Annotated in this window: 23 protein-coding genes; 16 read left to right on the top strand and 7 right to left on the bottom strand. The window is 71.3% G+C overall.

All coding sequences use genetic code 11. The features are described 5' to 3' along the window. Positions 1-87: 87 nt before the first annotated feature. The 4 genes from rhaI to ACIPEP_RS03610 all read left to right on the top strand — a co-directional run bounded on the left by rhaI (position 88) and on the right by ACIPEP_RS03610 (position 6,170). Positions 88-1,257, top strand: coding sequence for an L-rhamnose isomerase (gene rhaI / locus ACIPEP_RS03625; RefSeq protein ID WP_071295609.1), 1,170 nt, complete (start codon positions 88-90; stop codon positions 1,255-1,257). 5 nt (positions 1,258-1,262) lie between these two features. Next, on the top strand, positions 1,263-3,350 hold the full coding sequence (locus ACIPEP_RS03620; RefSeq protein ID WP_402716526.1) for a bifunctional aldolase/short-chain dehydrogenase: 2,088 nt from the start codon (positions 1,263-1,265) through the stop codon (positions 3,348-3,350). A gap of 22 nt (positions 3,351-3,372) precedes the next feature. Beyond that, complete coding sequence (locus tag ACIPEP_RS03615) at positions 3,373-4,848, top strand: rhamnulokinase family protein (protein WP_402716525.1); 1,476 nt, start codon at positions 3,373-3,375, stop codon at positions 4,846-4,848. A gap of 128 nt (positions 4,849-4,976) precedes the next feature. Further along, positions 4,977-6,170, top strand: a complete 1,194-nt coding sequence (locus ACIPEP_RS03610; protein WP_309886476.1) for an alpha-hydroxy acid oxidase — start codon at positions 4,977-4,979, stop codon at positions 6,168-6,170. A gap of 169 nt (positions 6,171-6,339) precedes the next feature. Here the strand turns inward: ACIPEP_RS03610 and ACIPEP_RS03605 are convergent, their stop codons facing one another. The 4 genes from ACIPEP_RS03605 to ACIPEP_RS03590 form a co-directional block, all read right to left on the bottom strand. Beyond that, a complete protein-coding gene (locus tag ACIPEP_RS03605; protein WP_402716524.1) occupies positions 6,340-6,873 on the bottom strand; it encodes a hypothetical protein in 534 nt (177 codons plus the stop codon). A 443-nt stretch (positions 6,874-7,316) separates the two neighbouring features. Then, positions 7,317-8,105 (bottom strand): hypothetical protein, encoded by a 789-nt coding sequence (locus tag ACIPEP_RS03600; protein WP_402716523.1) that lies wholly within the window; start codon positions 8,103-8,105, stop codon positions 7,317-7,319. After that, the gene (locus tag ACIPEP_RS03595; RefSeq protein ID WP_402716522.1) at positions 8,095-8,634 is read right to left on the bottom strand and encodes an RNA polymerase sigma factor; all 540 of its coding nucleotides are present in this window, start codon (positions 8,632-8,634) and stop codon (positions 8,095-8,097) included. The genes ACIPEP_RS03600 and ACIPEP_RS03595 overlap by 11 nt, the downstream gene beginning before the upstream one ends. Positions 8,635-8,677: 43 nt before the next feature. After that, a complete protein-coding gene (locus tag ACIPEP_RS03590; RefSeq protein WP_070418230.1) occupies positions 8,678-9,853 on the bottom strand; it encodes an ROK family protein in 1,176 nt (391 codons plus the stop codon). A 133-nt stretch (positions 9,854-9,986) separates the two neighbouring features. Here ACIPEP_RS03590 and ACIPEP_RS03585 point away from each other — a divergent pair, with 133 nt between their 5' ends. From ACIPEP_RS03585 to ACIPEP_RS03560, 6 genes are all read left to right on the top strand, one after another. Next, positions 9,987-11,285 (top strand): ABC transporter substrate-binding protein, encoded by a 1,299-nt coding sequence (locus tag ACIPEP_RS03585; RefSeq protein ID WP_070419450.1) that lies wholly within the window; start codon positions 9,987-9,989, stop codon positions 11,283-11,285. A 10-nt stretch (positions 11,286-11,295) separates the two neighbouring features. Then, positions 11,296-12,264: a carbohydrate ABC transporter permease gene (locus ACIPEP_RS03580; RefSeq protein ID WP_071295602.1), complete on the top strand. Its 969-nt coding sequence runs from the start codon at positions 11,296-11,298 to the stop codon at positions 12,262-12,264. Then, a complete protein-coding gene (locus ACIPEP_RS03575; protein ID WP_402716521.1) occupies positions 12,264-13,169 on the top strand; it encodes a carbohydrate ABC transporter permease in 906 nt (301 codons plus the stop codon). Before ACIPEP_RS03580 ends, ACIPEP_RS03575 begins: the two co-directional genes overlap by 1 nt. Before the next feature lie 35 nt (positions 13,170-13,204). Further along, the gene (locus ACIPEP_RS03570) at positions 13,205-14,875 is read left to right on the top strand and encodes a glycoside hydrolase family 13 protein (protein WP_402716520.1); all 1,671 of its coding nucleotides are present in this window, start codon (positions 13,205-13,207) and stop codon (positions 14,873-14,875) included. Positions 14,876-14,982: 107 nt separating this feature from the next. Further along, positions 14,983-15,930 carry an ABC transporter ATP-binding protein gene (locus ACIPEP_RS03565; protein WP_070418226.1) on the top strand — a complete coding sequence of 316 codons (948 nt, stop codon included), beginning with the start codon at positions 14,983-14,985 and terminating at the stop codon, positions 15,928-15,930. Further along, positions 15,927-17,147 carry an ABC transporter permease gene (locus tag ACIPEP_RS03560; protein ID WP_070418225.1) on the top strand — a complete coding sequence of 407 codons (1,221 nt, stop codon included), beginning with the start codon at positions 15,927-15,929 and terminating at the stop codon, positions 17,145-17,147. The genes ACIPEP_RS03565 and ACIPEP_RS03560 overlap by 4 nt, the downstream gene beginning before the upstream one ends. A 13-nt stretch (positions 17,148-17,160) precedes the next feature. On the opposite strand, the gene ACIPEP_RS03555 is transcribed toward ACIPEP_RS03560, so the two are convergent. After that, complete coding sequence (locus tag ACIPEP_RS03555) at positions 17,161-17,793, bottom strand: TetR/AcrR family transcriptional regulator (RefSeq protein ID WP_070418224.1); 633 nt, start codon at positions 17,791-17,793, stop codon at positions 17,161-17,163. Between the two features lie 56 nt (positions 17,794-17,849). Further along, a complete protein-coding gene (pnuC, locus tag ACIPEP_RS03550; RefSeq protein ID WP_070418223.1) occupies positions 17,850-18,515 on the bottom strand; it encodes a nicotinamide riboside transporter PnuC in 666 nt (221 codons plus the stop codon). Between the two features lie 345 nt (positions 18,516-18,860). Between pnuC and ACIPEP_RS03545 the strand changes: the two genes are divergently transcribed. The 5 genes from ACIPEP_RS03545 to ACIPEP_RS03525 all read left to right on the top strand — a co-directional run bounded on the left by ACIPEP_RS03545 (position 18,861) and on the right by ACIPEP_RS03525 (position 22,207). Continuing rightward, positions 18,861-19,415: an alternate-type signal peptide domain-containing protein gene (locus tag ACIPEP_RS03545; RefSeq protein ID WP_070419449.1), complete on the top strand. Its 555-nt coding sequence runs from the start codon at positions 18,861-18,863 to the stop codon at positions 19,413-19,415. Between the two features lie 135 nt (positions 19,416-19,550). Continuing rightward, a complete protein-coding gene (locus ACIPEP_RS03540) occupies positions 19,551-20,147 on the top strand; it encodes a TasA family protein (RefSeq protein WP_092386151.1) in 597 nt (198 codons plus the stop codon). Next, the gene (locus ACIPEP_RS03535) at positions 20,144-21,037 is read left to right on the top strand and encodes a hypothetical protein (RefSeq protein WP_071295597.1); all 894 of its coding nucleotides are present in this window, start codon (positions 20,144-20,146) and stop codon (positions 21,035-21,037) included. The genes ACIPEP_RS03540 and ACIPEP_RS03535 overlap by 4 nt, the downstream gene beginning before the upstream one ends. Beyond that, positions 21,034-21,678 (top strand): signal peptidase I, encoded by a 645-nt coding sequence (locus ACIPEP_RS03530; protein ID WP_402716519.1) that lies wholly within the window; start codon positions 21,034-21,036, stop codon positions 21,676-21,678. The genes ACIPEP_RS03535 and ACIPEP_RS03530 overlap by 4 nt, the downstream gene beginning before the upstream one ends. Position 21,679: 1 nt before the next feature. After that, positions 21,680-22,207, top strand: coding sequence for a hypothetical protein (locus ACIPEP_RS03525; RefSeq protein WP_402716518.1), 528 nt, complete (start codon positions 21,680-21,682; stop codon positions 22,205-22,207). A gap of 196 nt (positions 22,208-22,403) precedes the next feature. Here ACIPEP_RS03525 and ACIPEP_RS03520 read toward each other — a convergent pair whose 3' ends face one another. Further along, on the bottom strand, positions 22,404-23,273 hold the full coding sequence (locus ACIPEP_RS03520) for an SDR family oxidoreductase (RefSeq protein WP_402716517.1): 870 nt from the start codon (positions 23,271-23,273) through the stop codon (positions 22,404-22,406). A gap of 164 nt (positions 23,274-23,437) precedes the next feature. Here ACIPEP_RS03520 and ACIPEP_RS03515 point away from each other — a divergent pair, with 164 nt between their 5' ends. Then, positions 23,438-24,961, top strand: a complete 1,524-nt coding sequence (locus ACIPEP_RS03515) for a cryptochrome/photolyase family protein (RefSeq protein WP_402716516.1) — start codon at positions 23,438-23,440, stop codon at positions 24,959-24,961. The last annotated feature ends 16 nt before the right edge of the window (positions 24,962-24,977 follow it).

Below are 24,977 nucleotides of genomic sequence, written 5' to 3'. Positions count from 1 at the left end.
GGAGCGCGCGACCAGACCCCGGCTTGCGCGAACCCCGCGCAGCACGTACCGTATGAAACGATTCAATCGACACGAGGAAGTGACACGATGACATCAGCGAGCTTCAGCTCCGTCGCCGACCAGCTGGCCCGGCAGGCGATCGAGCTCCCGAGCTGGGCGTTCGGCAACTCCGGCACCCGCTTCAAGGTGTTCGGGACCCCCGGCACCCCGCGAGACCCGTACGAGAAGATCGCCGACGCCGCCCAGGTGCACCGGTACACCGGGCTCGCACCGACCGTCGCGCTCCACATCCCGTGGGACCTCGTCGACGACTTCGCCGACCTGAAGCGCCACGCGGAGGAGCACGGCGTCTCCCTCGGCACCGTCAACTCGAACACCTTCCAGGACGACGACTACAAGTTCGGCGCCCTGACCCACGTCGACGAGACGATCCGGCAGAAGGCGATCGACCACCACCTGCGCTGCATCGACGTGATGGACGCCACGGGTTCCCGCGACCTGAAGATCTGGCTCGCCGAGGGCTCCAACTACCCCGGGCAGGAGGACATGCGCTCCCGCCAGGACCGCCTCCACGACTCGCTGACCACGATCTACGACCGCCTCGGCCCGGACCAGCGCCTCGTGCTCGAGTACAAGTTCTTCGAGCCGTCGTTCTACCACACGGACGTCCCGGACTGGGGCACGAGCTACGTGCAGACGGCCGCGCTCGGCGACAAGGCGATGGTCTGCCTCGACACCGGCCACCACGCCCCCGGCACGAACATCGAGTTCATCGTCATGCAGCTCCTCCGCCTCGGCAAGCTCGGCAGCTTCGACTTCAACTCGCGCTTCTACGCCGACGACGACCTGATCGTGGGCGCCGCCGACCCGTTCCAGCTGTTCCGCATCCTCGTCGAGGTCATCCGCGGCGGCGGCTACGACAACCCCGACGTCGCGTTCATGCTCGACCAGTGCCACAACATCGAGGACAAGATCCCCGGGCAGATCCGCTCGGTGCTCAACGTCCAGGAGATGACGGCCCGCGCACTGCTGCTCGACCGCGTCGCACTCACCGCCGCACAGGAAGCGCACGACGTCCTCGGCGCGAACGAGATCTTCATGGACGCGTACCAGACCGACGTCCGCGCCGACCTCGCCGCCTGGCGCGAGTCCCGCGGGCTCCCCGCGAACCCGATGCGCGCCTACCTCGACTCCGGTTACCAGCGGCAGATCGCCGAGGACCGAGTCGGCGGCGTCCAGGCCGGCTGGGGCGCGTAGACATCATGACAAGCACAGGACTGGAGGCCCGGGTGGACCCCGCAACGCACGGCACCGACGCAGACACGACGATCAGTGCGCTCGTCGCACGTTCGAACGCGCTCGGCTCGGATCCGCGGATCACGAACTACGCGGGCGGCAACACCTCCGCCAAGGGTACCGACACCGACCCGGTCACGGGCGAACCGGTGGAGCTGCTCTGGGTGAAGGGCTCCGGGGGCGACCTCGGCACCCTCACCCCGGCGGGCCTCGCAGTCCTGCGCGTCGACCGGGTCCGCGCACTGCAGGACGTCTACCCCGGCGTCGAGCGCGAGGACGAGATGGTCGCCGCGTTCGACCACACCCTGTTCGGTCGCGGTGGGGCAGCACCCTCCATCGACACCGCGATGCACGCCCTCGTCGACGCCGCGCACGTCGACCACCTGCACCCGGACGCCGGCATCGCCATCGCGACCGCCGCCGACGGCCCGGCCCTGACCGAGCAGGTCTTCGGCGACAAGGTGGTCTGGGTGCCGTGGCGCCGACCGGGGTTCCAGCTCGGGCTCGACATCGCGGCGGTCAAGCGGGACCACCCCGCGGCGATCGGCACGATCCTCGGCGGCCACGGCATCACCGCCTGGGGCGACACGAGCGATGAGGCCGAGGCGAACTCCCGCTGGATCATCGACACCGCAGAGGCCTTCATCGCCGAACACGGGAAGGACCAGCCGTTCGGCCCCGTCCGCCGCGGCTTCGAGGCGCTCCCGACGGACGAACGCCGCGCGCGCGCCGCAGCCCTCGCCCCGACGATCCGGGGCATCGCCGGGCACGACAAGCCGGTGGTGGGTCACTTCACCGACAGCGACGTCGTGCTCGACTTCCTCGCGTCGTCACGGGCAGAGGAGCTCGCGGCCCTCGGGACGAGCTGCCCGGACCACTTCCTCCGCACCAAGGTGAAGCCGCTCATCCTCGACCTGCCCGCCACGGCGACGGTCGAGGAGCAGACCGCCCGCCTGCACGAGCTCCACGAGCAGTACCGCGTCGACTACCAGGCCTACTACGACCGGCACGCCGACGAGACGAGCCCGGCGATCCGCGGCGCCGACCCGCTCATCGTGCTCGTCCCGGGCATCGGGATGTTCTCCTCCGGCAAGGACGCCCAGACCGCCCGCGTCGCCGGCGAGTTCTACGTGAACGCCATCAACGTCATGCGCGGCGCGGAGTCCCTCAGCACGTACGCCCCCATCGACGAGGCCGAGAAGTTCCGCATCGAGTACTGGGCCCTCGAGGAGGCGAAGCTCCAGCGGATGCCCGCACCGAAGAAGCTCGCCACGCGCATCGCCCTCGTCACCGGAGCCGCGAGCGGCATCGGCAAGGCCATCGCGAAGCGCCTGGCAGCCGAGGGGGCCGCGGTCGTCATCGCGGACCTCGACCTTTCCAAGGCGCAGGAGGCCGCCGCCGAGATCGGGAACACCGACACGGCGATCGGCGTCGCCGCGAACGTGACGGACGCCGGCGCGATCGACCACGCGATCGAGCAGACGCTCCTGCACTTCGGCGGCCTCGACCTCGTCGTGAACAACGCCGGGCTGAGCCTCAGCAAGAGCCTGCTCGAGACCACCGAGCAGGACTGGGACCTGCAGCACGACGTCATGGCGAAGGGGTCGTTCCTGGTGTCGAAGGCGGCCGCGAAGGTCCTCATCGAGCAGGGCCTCGGCGGCGACATCGTGTACATCTCGTCGAAGAACTCGGTGTTCGCCGGCCCGAACAACATCGCGTACTCGGCGACCAAGGCCGACCAGGCGCACCAGGTCCGGCTGCTGGCGGCCGAACTCGGTGAGCACGGGGTGCGCGTCAACGGCATCAACCCCGACGGTGTCGTCCGTGGCTCGGGCATCTTCGCGTCCGGCTGGGGTGCGAACCGGGCGAAGACGTACGGCATCGAGGAGCAGGACCTCGGCACGTTCTACGCCCAGCGCACGATCCTCAAGCGCGAGGTCGTGCCCGAGAACGTCGCCAACGCCGTCTACGCCATCTGCACCGACGACTTCTCGCACACGACCGGCCTGCACGTCCCCGTCGACGCCGGTGTGGCCGCCGCGTTCCTGCGCTGATGTCCAGAACAGGGGCAGCAGCGTGACGAACAGCGGAAGCGTCGCCGCGGTCGACCTCGGCGCCACGAGCGGGCGGGTGATCGTCGGCCACGTCGACACCGACGGCGTCCGGATGGAGCACGTCGCCCGGTTCCCGAACGGTCCGGTCGCGCTCCACGAGGGCGACCGCGACGCCCTGCACTGGGACGTTGTCGAGCTGTACCGGCAGGTCACCGCGGGCCTCGGCGACGCCTTCGCCCGGACGCCGGACATCGCCAGCATCGGCATCGACTCGTGGGCGGTCGACTACGGGCTGCTCCGTGGCGGGCGGCTGCTCGGGCTGCCGTCCCACTACCGCGACGCACGACACGAGGGCGGCGTCGCGACCGTGCACGAGCGGCTCTCCGCCGCCGAGCTGTACGCCCGGAACGGCCTGCAGCACCTGCCGTTCAACACCCTGTTCCAGTTCGCCGCCGACCCGTCCCTGCAGCTCGCGCAACGGGCGCTGCTCGTGCCCGACCTGCTCGGCTACTGGCTGACCGGCGTCGAGGCGGCCGAGCGCACGAACGCCTCGACGACCGGGGTCCTGAACGCGACCACCCGCGGGTGGGACCCGGCGTTGCGGGCTGCTGCGCGCCTCCCGAGCGGACTCCTGCCCACCCTGCGCGACCCGGGCGACCGACTCGGTCCCCTGCTGCCCGCCGTCGCCGAGGCGGTCGGCGGCACCGCGCCGGTCACGCTCGTCGGCTCCCACGACACGGCCTCGGCCGTGGTGGCGGTACCGGCCACCGACCCGGACTTCGCGTACATCTCGTCCGGCACCTGGTCGCTCGTCGGCGTCGAGCTCGATGCACCCGTCCTGTCGGACGCGGCTCGCGAGGCGAACTGCACCAATGAGGGCGGCGTCGACGGACGCGTCCGGTTCCTGAAGAACGTGTCCGGGCTGTGGCTGCTCTCCGAGAGCGTGCGCACCTGGGAGCGCGGTGGCGAGCGCGTCGACCTGGAGGCGCTGCTCGCCTCCGCAGCGGACGTCACCGCCCCGGTCCCCGTCTTCGACGTCGCGGACGACACGTTCACCGCGCCGGGTGACATGCCGACACGGATCGCCGCCTGGTGCGGTGCACACGGACTCGCCGCCCCGGCGTCGCGGGCCGAGACCGTGCGGTCGATCCTCGAGTCGCTCGCCTCGGCGTACGCCTCGACGCTCGAGACGATCGTCGCCGTCACGGGCCGAGACGTCCGACAGGTGCACGTCGTCGGCGGAGGATCGCAGAACCGGCTCCTCTGCCAGCTCACCGCCGACCGCACCGGGCTCGCCGTGCTCGCCGGGCCGGTCGAGGCGACCGCGCTCGGCAACGTCCTCGTGCAGGCGCGGGCCGTCGGGCTCGGCGGCCTCGGTGGCGCCTCACTCGAGGCCCTGCGCTCGACGATCGCCCGTTCCGTCGAACCCGTGCGCTACACCCCGCGAGCCGATCACTCCACCCACCGATCCACCCCGAGACGTAGGATGTCTGTATGACCTCGACCGACGACCAGCACCGCGTCGACCCCGCGACGGGCGCTCCGGCAGCGACCCCCGGGGCGCCGTCGGCCCGGCGCACACCGATCAGGCGGCAGCTGCCGACCGTGCGTGACCTCGCGCCGCTCATGCAGTTCAAGAAGCCGTCGCTGCCGGGTCGGCGACAGCGTCTCGAGTCGGCGCTGACGATCTGGGACCTGCGCGACATCGCCGCCCGTCGCACGCCGAAGGCCGCGTTCGACTACACCGAGGGCGCCGCCGAGGCCGAGATCTCCCTCGCCCGTGCCCGCCAGGCGTTCGAGGACATCGAGTTCACGCCCGCGATCCTGCGCGACGTCTCGAAGGTCGACACGTCGCGCGACGTGCTCGGTGCGCCCGTCGCATACCCGTTCGGGATCGCCCCGACCGGCTTCACGCGCATGATGCAGACCGAGGGCGAGCGCGCCGGAGCCCGGGCAGCAGGCCGCGCCGGCATCCCGTTCTCGCTCTCCACGATGGGGACCACCGCGATCGAGGACGTCCGCGACGCCAACCCGTCGGGCCGCAACTGGTTCCAGCTCTACATGTGGAAGGACCGTGAGAAGTCGATGGCGCTCGTCTCCCGCGCCGAGAAGGCCGGGTTCGACACGCTGCTCGTCACCGTGGACGTGCCCGTCGCCGGTGCCCGGCTGCGGGACAAGCGGAACGGGTTCTCCATCCCGCCGCAGCTGAGCGCCCGCACCGTGCTGAACGCGATCCCGCGGCCCTGGTGGTGGTTCGACTTCCTCACCACCGAGCCGCTGGCGTTCGCGTCGCTCGACCGCTGGTCCGGCACCGTCGGCGAGCTCCTCGACCACATGTTCGACCCGACCGTCACCTACGAGGACCTCGAGTGGATCCGGTCGCAGTGGAAGGGGAAGGTCGTCGTCAAGGGCGTGCAGTCACTGGCGGACGCGAAGCGCCTGGCAGACATGGGCGTCGACGGGATCACGCTGTCGAACCACGGCGGCCGGCAGCTCGACCGCGCTCCCGTCCCGTTCCACCTGCTCCCCTCCGTCGTCCGCGAGGTCGGCAAGGACACCGAGGTGCACCTCGACACGGGGATCATGTCCGGCGCCGACATCGTCGCCGCGGTGGCCCTCGGCGCGAAGTTCACGATGGTCGGTCGGGCGTACCTGTACGGCCTGATGGCGGGTGGCGAGGCCGGGGTCGACCGGATGATCCAGATCCTGTCCGAGCAGATCGAGCGGACGATGCGGCTGCTCGGGGTGGCCTCGCTCGACGAGCTCGAGCCGGGGCACGTGACGCAGTTGCAGCGGTTGACGCCGGTCGCGCGGGGCTGACCGGCGCGCGGTCACGCCGGCGGTGCGTCGCGGCCGACGCGGCCGGCGTGGCCGACCTGGCCGACCTGGCCGACGCGGGTGTTGAACCACGAATCCGACGTCGAACCAGGCAGCGCCGCTGGTTCGATGTCGGATTCGTGGTTCGGCGCCGACGAGGCGCCGGAGCGGGTCAGCGGGGTTCGGGCGGGCGGCGGCGCACGACGAGGGTGCCGATGCCCTGGACGACGAAGTACGCGCCACCGCCGACCAGGACGATCGTCCGGATCACGGTGAGGACCGACATGCTCCCGAGCCCGAGCGTGCCGACGGCGAGCGCGATGAAGATCCCGCCCATCACGATCAGGACGACCGGGTTCGGGGCGACGAAGAAGCGTCGGCCGCCGTTCGCGTCGGCGATCGCACGGTCGCGCGCACGGGCGACGGCGCCGGTCGCACGGCCTTCGCTTCGGTCGCGGCGACGTTGTCGAGCGCGCAGCAGCAGCCACGTCGTCACACCGACGGCGATGGCCCCCGCCCACACGACCCATTCGGGCGCTTGGAAGAAGCCGAGCACCCAGGACGTGACGAGGCCGACGCCCGCGCCGACCGCCGCCGCAGTCGTGACCCGGTCGGTCCGGCCGTCGATGGCGGTGACGTAGCCCGGGCGCCGGGCGTACGGGTCGTGCTCCGGCTCGGTCTGTTCAGCTGATCGTTCGTTCCCCACACCCCGAACGTACCGAGATCGTGACCCGATGGACCGCCCGGAGGTGGGGGTTGTGGCGTGCAGAGCGGAGCCGCACGTCCTGCGCCGGGACGTCGATCGAGCTCGGCGACTGGGACCTGCGCCCCGGCGGCACGGTCGACCTGCACGTCGACTGGCTCTCCCGCGACTGCGAGGACGGTGGCGGCACGTTCCGTGCGTCCGACGACGTCACGGTGACCATCACGCCCGCGTCGACCGGCGACCCGGTGCTGCTCGGGCGGCCGACCCCGCAGGGCGAGCAGTTCACGGTCGCCGGTGGGCGACGCTGTCCTCGCGGTGCAGAGCCACGACGGCGAGGGGTCCGGCGCGAGCCTGCCGGTGACGATCAGCGCGGACGGCGCCAGGTGACCGAGGAGCGCCGGTGGACGTGCGTGTCGTGGTTCCAGTGCCCCGTCACCTCCGTCTCACCGCCACGTCTGCCGGACCAGCACCTCGAGCAGCCCGTCCGTGGGCGTGTTGGTCTGCGTGACCGAGATCCACGTGTCCCCCCGGACGAAGAACGTGTGGGTGGTCTCCAGCGGGTCGCCGTGGTAGTCCGACGACTCGCTGTGCTGACAGGCCCGCCCACCGAGCCGATCGGTGCACGACCAACCCGCCTGCTCGTGTGCGCTGAGTCGCTCGTCGAGGGCCCCTTCCGCGGTCGACCCCATCGCGAGGAAGAGGTTGTCCGATTCTTCCGGGCTCCCGGTCTGGGACCACCGGCAGACGAGGGCCGCGTCGGCGACGAACGGCTCGTCCGGGTCGACCCAGTAGTCCGATCCGACTCCGCCGGGTGCGACGGGTCGGATCTGCTCGACCTTCCGCTGGCCGAACAGCCGCGCGGAATCGGCTGACGGCACTGCCGCGGCGCACGAGTCCGGGATCGATGCCGCGACACCACCGGACGTCGGTGAGGACGGCCGGGTGGTCGGGCGGATGGGAGCCGACGAGGCCGTCCGGTCCGGCCGGGGCTCGGCCGCGGGACTCGAAGCGCTCGGAGCCGGCGGCGCGGCGATCGGACTCGGGATCATCCCGAGCGCGACCGCTCCACTCGCGGTGCCGACACCGAGCAGCGCCACGATCGCGACGGCGATCCCGACACGCTTGCGGACGGAGACCCGACGGGGTTCGGCGTCGAGGTGTGCGACGAAGCGCTGGCGCATGCCGACGATCATCTGCTGCAGGTCGTCTCCGACGGGAGGTTCAGAGCTCATCGTGCGTCACCGCCTTCTTGATCCGGGCCCGCGATCGCGCGACCCGCTGTCTGACCGCTCCGACGCTCAGCCCGAGCGCAGTCGCGGCTTCGGCGTACGAACGGCCGTCGATGAGGCACAGCTCGCACACCTGCCGGTCGATCGGCGAGAGCGCGTCGATCTCGGCTCTGACCCAGCGCAGCCGGTCGCGGGCGTCGTCGTCCTCGACCGGTGCCGGCAGGTCGTCCGGCAGTTCGTCGCCCTGGTGCCGCTGGTGCGTGCGCCGGAGGTTCGCCGAGTGGTTGCGGCTGACCACCAGCAGCCACGGCAGGATCGACTCGTCGGGGAGCTCGATGGAAGCCGCCCGTCGCCAGAGCGTCACGAACGTGTCCTGGACGACCTCCTCGACGTCCTGGCGCGACGGGACGAGCGCCCAGGCGTACCGGGTCACCGTCGCCACGTAGCGGTCGAAGAGCGCGACGCCCGCTGCCCGGTCGCCGTTCCCCGCCGCCCGGACCAGTGCTGTGTCCGGTTCTCGTGATCGGTCCATGACCACCCCCTTCACCCCAGCAGTGTCCGGACCGGTCCGATCGTCACAGCGCGGGGACAGCCGGGCGTGTCGTGAGGGCGAAGGACAACGGCGCCGCCCGGACCGCGTCGACCGCGTGGGCGACCGCACCGAGCACCACGACGTCGGCGCCCAGCGTCGACGCGACGATCTCGGGGACCGGGTCGAACCCCGCGCCGTCGAGCCAGGCCCGGGCCCGGTCGATCACGGCACCGGCGGGCTCGGCGATGGCCCCCGCGACGACCACGCGGTCGATGTCGAGCAGGCTGACGAGCAGGACGCAGACGCGGGCCAACCGGTCCCCCAGGCGGTCGACGATGCCGAGGGCGACCGGGTCCCCGTCGTGCGCCGCGCGGAACAGGACGGAGGCGTCGGCGTCCGCAGCGAGTGGGCTGTCCGGCGGGACGTCGCCCGCGGCGAGCGCTTCGGCGACGAGCCGGCGGGCGGTGGCACCGATGCCGTCGGACGACCCGACACCCTCGACGAGGTCGAGCACGCGCATCTCCCCCGCGCCGCCGTGGGCACCCCGGAGCAGGACCCCGTCGACGACGAGTCCGCTGCCGAACCGCTCGCCGGAGAGCAGTGCTGCGAACGAGGCGTCGCCCGAGGACGGCCGTTCGGCGAGCGCGGCGAGGTTGGCGTCGTTCTCGACCACGACCCGGTGCCCCGGGACGGCGTCGGCGAAGCCCGGGTTCATCCGGTCCCAGAACCCGCCGTCGCCGGGTGACGCGCCGCCGGCGTCCACGGGGGCGGGGATGCCGACGACGGACACGAGCACCCGCAGCGGGTCGACCCCGGCGTCGAGGAGTGCGGCGGCGACGGTCTCGCCGACGACCCCGAGCCGGACCGGGACGTCGAGACCGGAGTCGCCGAGGGCCCCTTCGGCACGGCCGAGCACGGTGCCGCGCAGATCGGCGACGAGCACGGTCACCCGGTGCTGCCCGGCGTCGATCCCGACGACCACGCCGCCGGCGGTGTCGAGCTCGTACCGGCGCGCCGGTCGGCCGATGCGGTACTCCCCCGCGGCCCGGGCGTCGTCGAGTTCGCGGACCCAACCGAGGCGGACGAGCTCCTCGCACGCGGCGAGGACGGTCGAACGGGTCAGGCCGGTCGTGTCGATCGCCTCGGTCGCGGTGAACGCGCGCACGGAGAAGGCGTACGCGAGCAGCGTCTCTGCGCTCGTTCCACGGGGCGGCGGCATGCCCGCACACTACCGCGGAAACAGTTCCTTGCAGAATTAGATTTTGTCGCTAGATTTAGTTCTGCGGGCGGCAGTGGAGCCGGACCGCGAACCGGAACGGCAGGGACGCCGGGTCCGGACGGACGGAGACGACGTGCAGACACACGCCACCACCAGGAACGCCGCCGCGCTCAGCCGCCGCGGGTTCCTGCTCGGGGCGGGCGGCATCGGAGCGGGCCTGGCCCTCGCCGGGTGTGCCCCGCTCGGTTCCTCGAGCAGCCGCCCCGAGACGATCACGTTCTACGTGTCGAAGCCCGAGGTCATCGGCTACTTCGACGAGGTCATCGCGAAGTTCCACGACAGCCAGTCGAGGATCCGCGTCATCCGCGACTCGACGTCCAACATGTCCGCCAACTTCGTCCGGAACCGACCGCCGGACCTCGGCTGCCTGAACTACAACTACGCGATGGTCTCGTTCGTCGAGCACGGCGCCCTCTCCGACCTGTCGGACCTGCCGGAGAGGGACACGATCAACCCCGACCTGTGGCCGCTCATGAAGCAGACCGCGGACTACCCGGGTCGGACGAGCGTGCTGCCGTACTCGGTGACCGCAGCGTCGGTGATCTACAACAAGCAGATCTTCGCCGACCAGGGCATCGACGTGCCGACCACGTGGAGCGAGTTCCGCGACGTCTGCGAACGACTCACCAAGGCCGGCATCACGCCGATGTACGGCACGTACAAGGACAACTGGACGATCGCCCAGGGCATGTTCGACTACTCGGTGGGCGGGATGCTCGACCTGCAGCAGACGTTCGCGGCACTCGACCGCGAGGGCACGAAGGTGGGCACGAGCTCGAGCGTCTCGTTCGAGAAGGACTTCGCCGCCCCCGTCGACCGCATGGTGGACCTCCTGCAGTGGCACCAGAAGGGCGCGGCGAGCCGCGGGTACGGCGACGGCAACCTCGCGTTCGCGCAGGGGAAGGCCGCGATGTACCTGCAAGGGCCGTGGGCGCTCGGTGAGATCGCGAAGTCGAACAAGGACATCGACCTCGGCACGTTCCCGTTCCCGGCGACCGACGACGCCGCCGACAACAAGGTGCGGGTGAACGTCGACCTCGGCCTGTGGATCCCGGAGGCGTCCCGCAAGAAGGAGGCGGCGCGCGAGTTCCTGTCGTTCCTGATGAGCCCCGCCGTGAACGACAAGTACAACGCCGACAACAACGGTTTCGGCGTCCGGAAGGACTCGCCACCCGCATCGAACCCCGCGCTCCGCGGCATGCAGGACTCCTACGACCAGGCGAAGTTCTCCCTGGGCGCCTCGCAGCTCATCCCCGCCGAGATCCCGGTGGCGAACTACCTGCAGTCCATCGCCTTCGGCGGTGCCCCCGCTCCCCAACTCCGCACCCTCGACGGCGACTGGGCGCGTCTCGCGCTCCGTACGGCCGCGTAAGGAGACGACCTTGGCCACCACGACCACAGAATCCGTCACGACGGCGGGCAGCCGCCGACGGGGCGGAGCCGCACCGCGCCTCCAGTCCGGACGACGGGGCGGAGCCGGACTGCGCACGAAGCGCAGCCGGACCGACCCGCTCTTCCTGGTCTTCCTGATCCCCACCCTCCTGCTCTTCACCCTGGCGATCACGCTCCCCGCCGTGATGGGCATCGTGCTGAGCTTCACCGACTCCGTCGGCTTCGGTGACTTCCGGTTCATCGGCCTGACGAACTACGTCGCCGTGTTCAGCGACCCGGCGATCCTGCAGGCGTACCTGTTCACGATCGGGTTCTCCCTCGTCACGGTCCTCGTCGTGAACGCGGTCGCGTTCCTGCTCGCGATCGCCCTGACCTCGAAGGTCCGCGGCAAGATCACCCTCCGCGCCGTGTTCGTGCTGCCGATGGTGATCTCGGGCATCGTCATCGCCTACGTGTTCTCGTTCCTGTTCGCGAACAGCCTGCCGGCGCTCGCGACCACGCTCGGCTTCGCGCCGCTCGAGCAGAGCATCCTCGCGAACCCGGACCTGGCGTGGATCGCGATCGTGGTCGTGACCGCGTGGCAGGCGATCCCGTCGACACTGCTCATTTACATCGCCGGCGTGCTCTCGATCCCGGCCGAGGTGTACGAGGCGTCGGCGCTCGACGGCGCGAGCGCCTGGCGGCAGCTCGTGTCGATCACGGCACCGCTCACGGCGGGCTACATCCTCATCAACCTCGTGATCGGGTTCAAGAACTTCCTGAACTCGTACGACATCATCGTCGGCCTCACCGACGGCGGCCCCGGCACCTCGACCACCAGCGTCGCGATGTCGATCTTCAAGGGCTTCAACGGCGGCGACTACGCCTACCAGATGGCGAACGCCACGATCTTCTTCGTCATCGCGGTCGTCATCGCCGTGATCCAGCTGCGGGCGACCCGCGGGAAGGCAGCGCTCTGATGACCATCCAGGCACCCCTCCAGCCGGGGACCACCGCGACCGGCACCATCCGCTCCGTCGACGCCGATCGGAACGCCGGCCGTCGTGGCGAGCGCTTCAACTGGCCGGTCACGGTCGTCCTCGTCCTCTGCACCCTGTCCGTCCTCGTCCCGCTGTACGTGACTATCACGATGGCGTTCAAGACGACGAGCCAGGCGGTCGACGGCAACGCGTTCTCCCTCCCGGCTCCGTTCAGCGTCGACGGCTTCGTGCAGGCCTGGCAGCTGACGGACTTCCCGCGCGCGTTCGGCGTCTCGGTGCTCGTCGCCGCGATCACCGTCGTCGGCACGATCCTGCTCGCGTCGTTCACGGCGTACGCGATCGCCCGGAACTGGGACCGCCGGCTGTTCCGCTGGTCGTTCTTCTACCTGCTCGCCGCGATGTTCCTGCCGTTCCCGGTGCTCGCGCTGTCGCAGGTGAAGCTCACCGGCCTGGCGCACCTCGACAACCCGTTCGGCGTCGCGATCCTGCACGTCATGTTCCAGCTGTCGTTCAGCGTGCTGCTCTTCACCGCGTTCCTGCGGTCGATCCCGGCCGAACTGGAGGAGAGTGCCCGCATCGACGGTGCGAGCACGGCGCAGGTGTTCTGGCGACTCGTGTTCCCGCTGCTGGCACCGATGAGCGCCACCGTCGGCATCTTCGCGTTCCTCGCGTCCTGGAACGACTTCGTGATGCCGTCGCTGATCACCTCGAACCCGGCGCTGCAGACCCTGCCGGTGCTGCAGCAGATGTTCCAGACGCAGTTCAGCAACAACTACAACGTGTCGTTCGCCTCGTACCTGATGGCGATGGCGCCGGCGATCATCGTCTACCTGTTCACGCAGCGCTGGGTGATGGCCGGGGTCACGCAGGGCGCGATCAAGTGACGACCACCGACTCCGCAACCGAGAGGACCCCCACCATGACCGACGTCGTCGAGACCGCCGCCGCACCCGCGACCGAGGACGGGAGCAGCACCTGGTGGCGCCAGGCCAGCGTCTACCAGATCTACCCGCGGTCCTTCGCCGACGCGAACGGCGACGGCATCGGCGACCTGCCCGGTGTCACCGCGAAGGTGCCGTACCTGGCGTCCCTCGGGATCGAGGCCGTCTGGCTCAGCCCGTTCTACCCGTCCGCCCTCGCCGACGGCGGCTACGACGTGGACGACTACCGTGACGTCGACCCGCGCCTCGGCACGCTCGAGGACTTCGACGAGATGGTCGCGGCGCTGCACGGTGCCGGGATCCGCGTGATCGTCGACGTCGTCCCGAACCACACGAGCGACCGGCACGAGTGGTTCCGCGAGGCCCTGGCGTCCCCGAAGGGCAGCCCGGCACGCGACCGCTACGTGTTCCGCGACGGCACCGGGCCGTCCGGCGAGGGCGCCCCCGCCGACTGGGTGTCGATCTTCGGCGGCCCGGCCTGGACCGCGGTCGGCGACGGCCAGTGGTACCTGCACAACTTCGCCAAGGAACAGCCCGACCTCAACTGGGCGAACCGCGAGGTCCGAGACGACTTCCTGCACACCCTCCGCTTCTGGTCCGACCGCGGTGTGGACGGGTTCCGCATCGACGTCGCGCACGGCCTGGCGAAGGACCTGCCGTCGGGCCCGCTCCCGACGTGGGCCGAGGTCCTCGCGTCGCCGAAGGACGGCTCGCACATCCTCTGGGACCGCGACGACGTCCACGAGATCTACGCCGAGTGGCGGAAGGTCTTCGACGAGTACACGCCCGCACGCACGGCCGTCGCCGAGGCGTGGGTCGCCGCCGACCGCCGCGCCCGGTACGCCAGCGCCGAGGGGCTCGGGCAGGCGTTCAACTTCGACCTGCTCGAGGCCGACTTCGACGCCGGGCAGTTCCGGAGCATCATCGAGTTCAACCTCGGGCTCGCCGAGGAGTCCGGCTCGTCGACCACGTGGGTCTTCTCGAACCACGACGTCGTCCGGCACGCCACCCGCTACGCCCTGCCGGCACGCAACGGCGCCGAGGAGAAGCAGGGCAGCGCCTGGCTGCTCGCCGGCGGCTCGCAGGACGCGCTCGACCGCTCGCTCGGACTGCGCCGTGCCACCGCGGCGACGCTGCTCGAACTCGCGCTGCCCGGCTCGGCCTACCTCTACCAGGGCGAGGAGCTCGGCCTGCAGGAGGTCGGCGACATCCCCGAAGCCGACCGCCAGGACCCGGCGTTCTTCCGGAACCCGGGCGTCGACGTCGGCCGTGACGGCTGCCGCGTGCCGCTCCCCTGGACCCGGAACGGCAGGAGCTTCGGGTTCGGCGACGGCGGTGCGCACCTGCCGCAGCCGGCGTGGTTCGCCGATGTGTCGGTCGAGGCCGAGGACGCCGACCCCGACTCGACGCTGAACCTGTACCGGAAGGCGCTCGGCCTGCGCGGCCAGCTGCAGTCCGAGGAACACCTCGAGTGGCTCGAGACCGGCCGCGACGACGTGCTCGCGTTCCGCCGGCCGAACGGCTGGACGAGCGTGACGGTGTTCGGCGACGAGCCGTACGACCTCCCTGCGGGCGAGCTGCTGCTCGCCTCCGCGCCGGTGGCAGACGGCGCACTGTCGGGTGTGGGGACGGCCTGGTTGCGTTCCTGACGCGACCAGGTGACGGACTGGAGGCGCGGTGCGGGCAGGCACCGCGCCTCCAGTCCGTCAGGCGGTCACGCCCGAGCGCCGTCAGGCGGTGCCGGTAGGGTCGCGGCATGAGCGGGGCGACCATCAGCGTGCAGGACTTCGTGATGCGGTTCGGGGACCGGAACGTGGTCGACGGGCTGTCGTTCGACATCGCCCCCGGCGAGACCTTCGGCCTGCTCGGCAGCAACGGCTCGGGCAAGACCACGACCATCCGTGCGCTGCTCGGCATCACCACCCCGACCGCCGGCACCCTCACGATCGACGGGCAGCCCTACCGACCGGCCACCGGCGGGATCGGCTACCTGCCCGAGGAACGCGGCCTGTACCGCAAGGAGTCGGTCATCGACGTGATGACGTACTTCGGGCGGCTCCGCGGCCTGCGCGGGCCCGAGGCGACGGCGTGGAGCATGGACTACCTCGCCCGCGTCGGCCTGGCGGACCGGGCGAAGCTCCGGGTGGACAAGCTCTCCGGCGGGCAGCAGCAGAAGGTCCAGCTCGGCATCACGATCATGGACCGGCCCCGCCTGCTCATCCTCGACGAGCCGACGAAGGGCCTCGACCCGGTCAACCGTCGGCTGCTGCTCGACCTCGTCGACGAGCGGAAGGCCGACGGTGCCACGGTCGTCCTCGTCACCCACCACATGGACGAGGTCGAGCGGCTCTGCGACCGCATCCTGCTCCTGAAGGACGGCACCGCGGCCGCGTACGGCACCATCCCGGACGTGCAGGACGCCTTCGGGGGCGCGGTCGCCCGGGTCGGCCTCGACGGGCCGGTGCCGCCGTCGCCGCTGTACCGCCTCGCCCGGCACGAGGGGCACGTCGCCTACCTCGTGCCGATGCCCGCGGCCGCGGCCGACGGGTCGGACATCCTCGCGTCGCTCGTCTCGGCCGGCGTGCACGTCACCGGGTTCGAGATGCGGCGCATCCCGCTCGACGAGATCTTCGTCCAGGTGTACGGCCACGACGCCGGAGCCGACGCGGCTGCCGACACCGCACGGGCCGGAGCCGCCGCGTGAGCCGCCTCGGGACCGTCATCCGGTTCGAGTTCGTGCGTGCGGTGAAGAAGCCCGCGTTCTGGATCGGCACGCTGGCGCTGCCGGTCGTCATCGTCGTGGTGTCGCTCCTCGTCGGGGTCGGGCAGTCCGCCGGGACCGACTCGGTGGTGTCCAGCTCGTCCGCGACGAAGACGCCCTTCCGGTACGTGGACGACTCCGGGCTGGTGTCCGAGAGCGTCGCCGCGAAGTGGGGCGGGTCGCCGTCGACCGACCCCGCCGCCGACCGGGCCGCGGTGCGCTCCGGGACCCTCGACGCGTTCATCACCTTCCCCGAGTCGCCGTCGACGTCGCCGATCCGGGTCGAGGCGGCCGACCGCGGACTCTTCGGGAACGGCGGGTACTCCTCGCTGGCGGAGCGGGTCCTCGAGCAGAGCGTCGCCGCGACCGTCGACGACCCGGAGTCCGTCGAACTCCTCCGGAACCCGCCGGACACCGACCTGACGACCTACGCGGACGGCCGGGTGGCGCCGGGCTGGTTGTCGATCGTGCCGCCGTTCCTCTACGTCGCCGCGTTCTTCGGGCTCGTCATCCTGCTCGCCACCCGCATGGTCACGGTGGTGGTCGAGGAGAAGGAGAACCGCATCTCCGAGATGATCCTCACGACCGTCACGGCCGGCGACCTCATCCGCGGCAAGGTCATCGCGATGCTGCTCGTCGGGTTCGTCCAGGTCGGGGTGTTCGTCGTCCCGGGGCTGATCGGGCTGCTCGCCGCGCTCCCCCTCGTTGCGTCACGACTGGGCGGGCTGACCATCGACCCCTGGCGCATGGTGGTCGGCGCGCTGCTCCTCGTCGGCGGGGTCCTGCTGGCGTCGGCGCTGTTCGTCGCGGTCGGGGCTGCCGTGCCCTCGATCAAGGACGCCTCGGCGCTGCAGTCGGTGGCGATCTTCTCGCTCATCATCCCGCTCTACGCGGCGTTCTTCGTGATGACGACGCCGACCTCGCCGGTGGCGTCGTTCTTCACGTACTTCCCGACGTTCACACCGATCACCGCGATGGTCCGGAACGCGGTCGGGTCGCTCACCGTCACCGAGTCGGTGGTCTGCATCGTCGAGGTGTTCGTGGTCGCGGCCGTGCTGCTGTGGTTCGCCGAGTACCTGTTCCGGCACTCCGTCGCGCAGTACGGCTCGAAGGTGACGCTCCGGCAGATCGTGTCGTGGCGGCGTCGGTCGCGGGCCTGACCGGCCCGACCGGCTAGCTGGTGAGGACGACCTCGTCGAGGTCCCACGCCCGCACCTCGCGTTCGCGCCACCCCTGACGGAGGGTGCGGACGGCACGGTCGAACTCCACGAGCACGTCGATGTGCGGGCGCACGAGCATCTGGATCTGCAGCCCCTCGTACACCGCGAGCAGTTGCGTCGCGGCCTGGTACGCGGGGATCGCCAGGCGCTCGGACCCGGACTCGACGTCGCGCTCGAGCCCGGACGAGAGCTGCTCGGCGTACTCCTCGAAGCGCTTGCGGAAGAGCTCGGCGAAGCCGGTGTCGGCCGCCGCGATCGTGATGGCACCGGCGAGCACCCGCACGAGGCCGGGGTCGGCGACGTCCTCGGCGAGGGTCATCCGGACGTGCTCGATCGTGCACGTCGGCGGGTTCCTCCGACGCGTCCCGCGCAGCTGCGTCCACCGGTCGTAGGTCACGAGCAGCAGCGCGTCCCACGTCGGGAAGAGCCGCTCCACCGTGGTCACCTCGATACCGGCGACCTCGGCGACCACCTCGGCGTCGACGCTGTCGAACGGGTGCAGTCGGTAGGCGCGGATCGCGGCGCGGACGATCCGTTCGGCCAGGGACTGTTCGTCCTCGAAGGCCGCGTCGTGGTGGTGTGCCATCCGACCATCACACACTGTTCCCGAGGGTTTGTCTCGTCCCAGAGCGGGGGCCTCGGTCAGCCGACCGTGACCGGGGCCGCCGAGGGCTTCGTGCGCTGGCGCATCCAGACGAAGAACCCGGTCAGGGTGAAGACGCCGTAGAACACGTACATGAGCCCGGAGGCGTAGTACCCGGCCGAGAACAGCAGCGGCACACCGACGAGGTCGACCGCGACCCAGATCAGCCAGAACTCCACCCAGCCCTTGGCCATGCCGTAGGTCGCGAGCAGCGAGCCGACGAAGATCCAGGCGTCGCTCCACACCGGCTCGTACGAGCCGAGGGCGCGGAACACCGGGGTCAGGACGGCGGTGCCGCCCACCATGACGAGGACCATCAGTCCACGAGCCTTCCAGGAGGCCCAGCGCGGCTCGATCACGGTCGTCGCGTCGTCGGGACGGTGCGTCCAGCGGTACCAGCCGTAGACGCTCACGATGATGAACATCACCTGGCGTCCGGCCTGACCGAGCAGGTTCACCGGGTTGGGGGTGTCGAAGAGCGCTCCCATGAAGACCGTGAAGAGCAGGGCGTTGCCGACGATGCCGACCGGCCAGGCCCACACCTTGCGGCGCATCCCACCGAGGGCGCTGAGCAGGCCGAACACGTTGCCGATCACCTCGCGCCAGAGCACGGTCTGGTCGCCGATGACGAGCTGCGCGTCGAACAGCCACCGCACGATGCCCATGGGCCCTCCTCGTTTCCGGACGGTGCAACGGTACGGGGGCGGTCGGCATTCCTTGCACGACCGAGACCGATCGGGGTACAAACCGTGTCGGCACTCTCGGGGACGAAAATGACCCCTGTACTGGGTCCATTCAGACGCATGCTCCCACTTGTCCGCACTTTGGGGGACCGGTAGCGTCGACACCAGAGCGAGTCCAGCCCGCCCGAGACGTGTCACGTCGCGGAGCCCGGCGACAGCTCTCCGGCACAGGTCAGCCGCGACCCGCACGAACCACGGGTCGATGACATCGTCCCGTCGGCACTGCCGATGGTCGCAGCGCGCCCGAACGCGCAGAACGGACCCCTCATGCACAAGATCGTGACCGGTGCCATCGCCGGCGCCGCCGGTGTCGCCCTCCTCCTCGGCGGCGCGGGCACCTTCGCCCTGTGGAACGCCAGCGCCAGCACGGCGGCCTCCTCGGTGAGCTCGGGATCGCTGACCCTCAGCGCGAACAACGACGGCGTCTGGACGGACATCACGAACGGCCGCTCCGCGACGATCAACCCGGCGAGCGCCCTCATGGTGCCGGGCAACTCGTACCAGTTCACGCAGACCCTGACGATCGGTGCGACCGGCCAGGACCTCAAGGCGAACCTCACCTACGCCAGCCAGAGCATCACCGGTGACAGCGCCCTGCTCGCCGCGACGACGAAGACCCTCGCGGTGACCTCGTCGAGCGCCTCGGTCGTGCAGTCGACCGCGAACGCGAACACCTTCGTGGTCTCCCCCTCCGCCGCGACCTCGACCGTCAAGGTCGTCTTCACGATCACCCTGCCGTCGTCGGCCACCACGGGCCAGGGCGGCACGCTCAACGTCGGCGCGCTCGCGTTCACGCTGACCCAGACCGCGATCGGTTCCTGACCCGCGGAAGCAACCCGGGCCGTGGAGCCCGTGGTCTCGATGGGTCCCTGATCCGCCGATCGCGACCGCGCGCCTCCTGGCCCACCCGCACCGCCGGACGGCGGTGCACACCACCACGACGACCAGGGGACGGACATGACCAGCACACCGAGGACGAGCGGACGCCACGCGGCGCCGCGTCGTCACCGGTGGATCTGGCCCACTGCCCTCGCCCTGGTCGTCGCGGTCGTGACGGCGCTGCTCGGCACGGGCGGCACCTACGCGCTCTGGAACGGCACCGCCAGCACCTCGGCCTCGACCGTGCGGTCCGCGACCGCCACCATCACCACCGGCCCGCTCTCCGCGATGAACACGTCCGTCCTCGGGCCTGGTGGCGGCGTCACCGGCACGTTCACGGTCCGCAACACCGGCTCGATCCCGCTCACCATGCGGGTCGCCACCACCTCGACGAACGTCGCCTACGCCACGAACGCGACCCCGGCTGCGGTGCTCGGTGAGCTGAGCCTGCGCCTCGCGGTGGTCGGCAGCACCGCCGACTGCCGCACCGGCCTGTCCGGCGCGAGCGGACGGCTCGCTGCCTTCGACACCGGCAGCGGCTCGTTCACCCTCGCGGCCGGCGCGAGCGCGGTCGGGTGCGTCGAGATGGACCTCGACGCCGACGCACCGCAGACCGTCGCCGGGGCCGTCACCGACTTCACCCTGACCGTGACCGGGACGCAGGTCAGCGCATGAGCCGCCGACTCCGCACCGTGCTCGCCGGGCTGCTCGCGCTGGCGTTCGTCGTCGGCGGGTCGTCCGCCGCGTGGGCGCTCTGGAGCGCGACCGGCACGACGGCCTCGAGCGTGACCATCGGGAAGACCGGGGCGTCCCTCACCGGCACGAGCGACATGACGACCACGTTCTCCTCGAGCGTGACGAGCACGACGAAGCCGCTCACCCTGACCAACGCGGGGTCGCTCGCCGGCACCGCCACCACCACCGTCTCCGTCGTGTCCGGCAGCTCGACCGCCCTCGCGCAGGCCGTGAGCGTCGTCGCGTGGCCCGTGACCGGGACCGCGGCCTGCACGGCGTCGACCTCGGTCGGCACCGGCTCCGTCTCCGGCACCTGGGCGTCGCTGCCGAGCCTGACCACGAAGCTCGCCGCCGGGGCGAGCGCCGTCTGGTGCACCCGCAGCACGCCGTCCTCGTCCGCGCCGGCGTCGAGCACCGCGAACGTGAACGTGAACCTCACGGTGACGGCCGGCACGTGGAGCTCGGGCGTCGTGTCCGGCGGCTTCTACCTGAACACCTCCGCCGCCACACCCGCCCTCACGTGCACGGACCACAGCGGCAACTACGTCGAGGTCGCCTGGGCCACCTCGTCCCGTCCGAAGGACACCTGGTACGGCGCCTACGCCGGGCGCGACGCGTCCACGATGGTCGCCCCGAAGCAACAGGACTACTACGGCCGCTTCACCATCGCGCCGAGCCAGATCCCCGCGAGCGTCGCCACGAGCGGCCCGGTGCTGATCACCGTGAAGATCCTCGACAGCGCGGGCAACCCCACGAGCACCGTGGTCGGGACCGGGCAGATCACCCTCTTCACCCAGAACGACGGGGCAGCCGTCCGGTGCGGCGCATGAGCGCGGCCACCGACGACGCTGCCCGGCGCGCCCGGCGCTCGCCGCGCACCGGCTGGCGTGCGGTCGTCCACGCCCTCGCGCTCGGGCTGAGCACGGGGCTGCTCGTCATCGTCGCCGGGCTCGCCGTCGTGCTCATCGTCGTGCCGAAGGCGACCGGGTCCACGCCGCTCACCGTGCTCACGCAGTCGATGGACCCGACGCTGCCGCCGGGCACGCTCCTCGTCGTCCGGCCGACGCCCGTCGAGGACATCCGCATCGGCGACGTCGTGACCTACCAGATCACCTCCGGGCAGCCGGCGGTCATCAGCCACCGGGTCGTCTCGGTCGCGTCGTCGTCGGACGGGTCCCGGACGTTCACGCTCAAGGGCGACAACAACGCGCTCGCCGATCCCGCGCCGGTGACGGCCGCCCAGGTGCGCGGGGTCGTCTGGTACAGCCTGCCGGACATCGGCCTGGTGAACCAGCTCGTCAACGGGTCGCGCTCGTGGCTCGTGCCCGCGATCGCCGGGGTCCTGCTGGCGTACGGCGCGGTGATGGTCACGATCGGCACAGTGTCGGCCGTGCGCCGCCGACGCGCCGCGGGCGATGCCGACGGGCGGGGGCCACGCGGTCACGGCGCCCACCGGGCTACGCTCGGGTGACGTGACGGACGGCGTGGAACGGGCGAGGGCGCTGCTCGACGACGCGGCGCGACGGCTCCGCGACGCCGACGTCCCGGACGAGGCCCTCGGCGAGTACGTCGAGCCGAAGGCCGTGCTCGGCATCCGGCGCGAGCCCACCATCCGATCGCTCGGCCGGGTGTGGCGGGTCGGCGCGCTGCTGCTCGGGTCCTCCCCCGAGACCGACGGCCGGGTCTGGGCGACCGGACGGATCACGCGCGTCACCGAACCCGGGCGGTCGCAGTTCGTGTCCGTCTCCGCCGAGGTCCGTCGGGCCTACCGGGCAGCGGCGCAGAAGGGGCACTTCGAGCCCGGGGACACCGTGAACCACGGCGCGACGCCGATCCCGGTCGACGGGTCACTCGTCGGCTCGGACAGCGTGCTCTTCGTCGACGACGGCGGCCCGTTCGTCCGCTGGTCCCCCACCGCGGGCGCTGCCGTCCCGCTCGAGGCGTACCTGACGGACCGCGTCGGGCTGCTGGTCGATCCCCCGCGCGGCGCGACCGACTGACCACGGCGCGACCACGCGGCGTCACCACGCGTCCGCCCGCGCTGTCGCGGTGGACGCGACCCGTCGCGGTGGACAGCGACCCGTCGCGGTGGACAGGACCCGCCGTCGGACGGGAGGCGCGGTGCCGGCCCGCACCGCGCCTCCCGTCCAACCGTGGCCACGTCAGGACCGTGGCCGGGTCAGGACCGTGGCCACGTCACAGACTGAAGCCGCCGTCCGACGTGAGGACCTGCCCGACGACCCAACTGCCCGAGGACGTCGCGAGCCACCCGATGAGCTCGGCCGGGTCCTGCGGCGTCCCGACGCGACCGAACGGCGTGCTCGCCAGGTACTCGTCGAGGCCGTCGAGCGACCGGTCCGTGGTCTCCGGGTCCATGTAGCCCGTGTTCACCGGCCCGGGGTTGACGGTGTTCAGCACGATGCCGAGCTCGAGCAGCTCCTTCGCGACCGTGGCGGTCACCCCGGCGAGCGCGGCCTTGCTCGCGGCGTACGCGACCTCGCCGATCATCGCCCCGTGGATCTGCCCCGAGGTCATCCAGAACACGTGTCCCTCTGCCTCGGCGTACGGGCCGGTCCCCACGATCCGGTCCCCCGGCCGTCGTGGCTCGTCCGTCCGTGGTGCGCGGCGCCGGGCGAACTCGGCGGTCAGCAGCATCGTCGCGCGGGTGTTGACCTCCCAGAAGGCAGTGAGCCGCTCCGGCGTCATGTCGAGGATGCTGCCGTCGTCCCCGCTCTTGGCGTGGTTGCACACGAGGACGTCGAGGCGGCCGGTGAGTGCCGTCGCGGTGTCGATCAGCTCCGGGATCACGGAGGGATCGGACAGGTCGCCGGGGACGTCCGCGAACCGGGCGCCCTCGGTGAGGTGTGCGCGCAGTCCGTCGCGGACGGCGTCGAGGTCGTCGCCGCCCCACGGCAGGTCGAGGTCGTGCGGGCGGTGGTGGTGCACGACGATACTCGCGCCGAGGGACGCGAGCTTCGACGCGACGGCGAACCCGATGCCGCGGCGTCGTGAGACACCGGTGACGAGGGCGGTCTTGCCGGCGAGGGGCAGGGTGGATGCGGGCATGCTGAACCTTTCGACGGCCCCGACGGGGCACTGGAGGGAGTCGGAAGCGGGTTCAGCGGCACTGCATGTCCGCCACCCTACACAGGAGGGCGCGCCCGCGGAACCGCCGTGGAGTCGGGGGACGTGCCGGGCCCGCACCCGCGTGCTCGCGTACCGTCCGCCGCATGACGGACGCGCGCACCGCCCCGGCCGACCGACGCTCCGAGCGGCGCCGGCGCCTCATCCTGCCGGGACAGTACGGCCCGGACTTCGACGACGGCGGCCCGCTCCTCGTGGTCGAGGCCCGCGAGTTCTTCACCGAGCGTCCCGTGCACCGTGCGAAGGCGCACCTGTGGCTGAGTGCGCTTCGGCACCTGGTCCGCGACCTCCGCGACCGGGGCGAGGGCGACCGCGTCGAGCACGTGCAGGTCGACACGCTCCGGCAGGCGCTGGTCGGCCGGGACGACCTCGAGGTCGTCGACCCGCCGTCGCGGACGCTCCGCGCACAGGTGCGGCACTGGGGCAGGGGCACCGAGGTGCTGCCGAGCCGCGGCTTCGTGACCGACGAGGACGAGTTCGCCGAGTGGGCCGCGCAGGGCACCGGTCGCTTCCGGATGGAGACGTTCTACGAGCGGGTCCGCCGTCGCGAGGGCTGGCTGATGCGCTCGGACGCGCCCGTCGGCGGGAAGTTCAGCCTCGACGAGCAGAACCGGGAGTCGCCGCCGAAGGGTGCGACCACGCTCGGACTCCCGGAGCCATGGTGGCCCGAGGAGGACGAGGTCGACGAGGAGGTCCGGCGCGACCTGGACCGCTGGGAGCGGGACGGCATCGCCCGCTTCGTCGGTGCGGACGACCGTCGGCGCTTCGCGGTCACGCCCGACGAAGCCCGTCACGCACTCGACGATTTCGTGCGCACCCGGCTGAACGACTTCGGCCCGTTCGAGGACGCCACGCTCACGAACGACTGGACGATGGCGCACTCGTTGCTCAGCGTCCCGATGAACCTCGGTGTCCTCGACCCGCGCGACGCGATCGAGGCGGCACTCGTGGCCCACCGCGACGACGACGCCCCGCTCGCGAGCGTCGAGGGGTTCGTCCGGCAGGTCGCCGGGTGGCGCGACTACGTCTGGCACCTCTACTGGTGGTTCGGCGACGACTACGGCGCGTCGGAGAACGCCCTCGGAGCGCACGAGCGGCTCCCCCGGTGGTGGCGGGAGCTCGACGCGTCCCGGGTCGAGGCCGCCTGCCTCCGCACCGCGATCGAGGGCCTGCACGACCACGGCTGGCTGCACCACATCCAGCGGCTCATGGTGCTGGGCAACTGGGCGCTGCAGCGCGGGTACGACCCCGTGCACCTCACCGAGTGGTTCACGGACGTGTTCGTCGACGGGACCGACTGGGTGATGCCCGCGAACATCATCGGGATGTCCCAGCACGCCGACGGCGGGATGGTCGCGACGAAGCCGTACGCGTCCGGTGGTCGGTACATCGACCGGATGTCGGACCACTGCGGCGGGTGCCGCTACGACCCGACGAAGCGGCTCGGCGAGGACGCCTGCCCCTTCACCGCCGGCTACTGGGCCTTCCTCGCGCGGACGGAGCCCGCCCTGCGGGACAACAACCGGATGGCGCGTCCGCTCCAGCAGATGCGGAAGCTGGCGGACCTCGACGAGGTGGTGGCCCAGGAGGCGCGGCGCGGCTCCCCCTGACGCGCCCGGCCCGGTG

The sequence above is a fragment of the Curtobacterium sp. NPDC087082 genome, assembly GCF_044745045.1.
GTDB lineage: Bacteria > Actinomycetota > Actinomycetes > Actinomycetales > Microbacteriaceae > Curtobacterium.
Note: the sequence above shows the minus strand (reverse complement) of the source record. Positions and strands in the feature narration are given on the sequence as shown.

Bases quoted from the DNA above. Each gene is read 5' to 3' on its own strand.
- rhaI (WP_071295609.1), top strand. From the start codon at position 88: ATGACATCAGCGAGCTTCAGCTCCGTCGCCGACCAGCTGGCCCGGCAG.
- ACIPEP_RS03620 (WP_402716526.1), top strand. From the start codon at position 1,263: ATGACAAGCACAGGACTGGAGGCCCGGGTGGACCCCGCAACGCACGGC.
- ACIPEP_RS03610 (WP_309886476.1), top strand. From the start codon at position 4,977: ATGCAGTTCAAGAAGCCGTCGCTGCCGGGTCGGCGACAGCGTCTCGAG.
- ACIPEP_RS03600 (WP_402716523.1), bottom strand. From the start codon at position 8,105: ATGAGCTCTGAACCTCCCGTCGGAGACGACCTGCAGCAGATGATCGTC.
- ACIPEP_RS03595 (WP_402716522.1), bottom strand. From the start codon at position 8,634: ATGGACCGATCACGAGAACCGGACACAGCACTGGTCCGGGCGGCGGGG.
- ACIPEP_RS03590 (WP_070418230.1), bottom strand. From the start codon at position 9,853: ATGCCGCCGCCCCGTGGAACGAGCGCAGAGACGCTGCTCGCGTACGCC.
- ACIPEP_RS03575 (WP_402716521.1), top strand. From the start codon at position 12,264: ATGACCATCCAGGCACCCCTCCAGCCGGGGACCACCGCGACCGGCACC.
- ACIPEP_RS03570 (WP_402716520.1), top strand. From the start codon at position 13,205: ATGACCGACGTCGTCGAGACCGCCGCCGCACCCGCGACCGAGGACGGG.
- ACIPEP_RS03565 (WP_070418226.1), top strand. From the start codon at position 14,983: ATGAGCGGGGCGACCATCAGCGTGCAGGACTTCGTGATGCGGTTCGGG.
- ACIPEP_RS03555 (WP_070418224.1), bottom strand. From the start codon at position 17,793: ATGGCACACCACCACGACGCGGCCTTCGAGGACGAACAGTCCCTGGCC.
- pnuC (WP_070418223.1), bottom strand. From the start codon at position 18,515: ATGGGCATCGTGCGGTGGCTGTTCGACGCGCAGCTCGTCATCGGCGAC.
- ACIPEP_RS03545 (WP_070419449.1), top strand. From the start codon at position 18,861: ATGCACAAGATCGTGACCGGTGCCATCGCCGGCGCCGCCGGTGTCGCC.
- ACIPEP_RS03540 (WP_092386151.1), top strand. From the start codon at position 19,551: ATGACCAGCACACCGAGGACGAGCGGACGCCACGCGGCGCCGCGTCGT.
- ACIPEP_RS03535 (WP_071295597.1), top strand. From the start codon at position 20,144: ATGAGCCGCCGACTCCGCACCGTGCTCGCCGGGCTGCTCGCGCTGGCG.
- ACIPEP_RS03530 (WP_402716519.1), top strand. From the start codon at position 21,034: ATGAGCGCGGCCACCGACGACGCTGCCCGGCGCGCCCGGCGCTCGCCG.
- ACIPEP_RS03520 (WP_402716517.1), bottom strand. From the start codon at position 23,273: ATGCCCGCATCCACCCTGCCCCTCGCCGGCAAGACCGCCCTCGTCACC.
- ACIPEP_RS03515 (WP_402716516.1), top strand. From the start codon at position 23,438: ATGACGGACGCGCGCACCGCCCCGGCCGACCGACGCTCCGAGCGGCGC.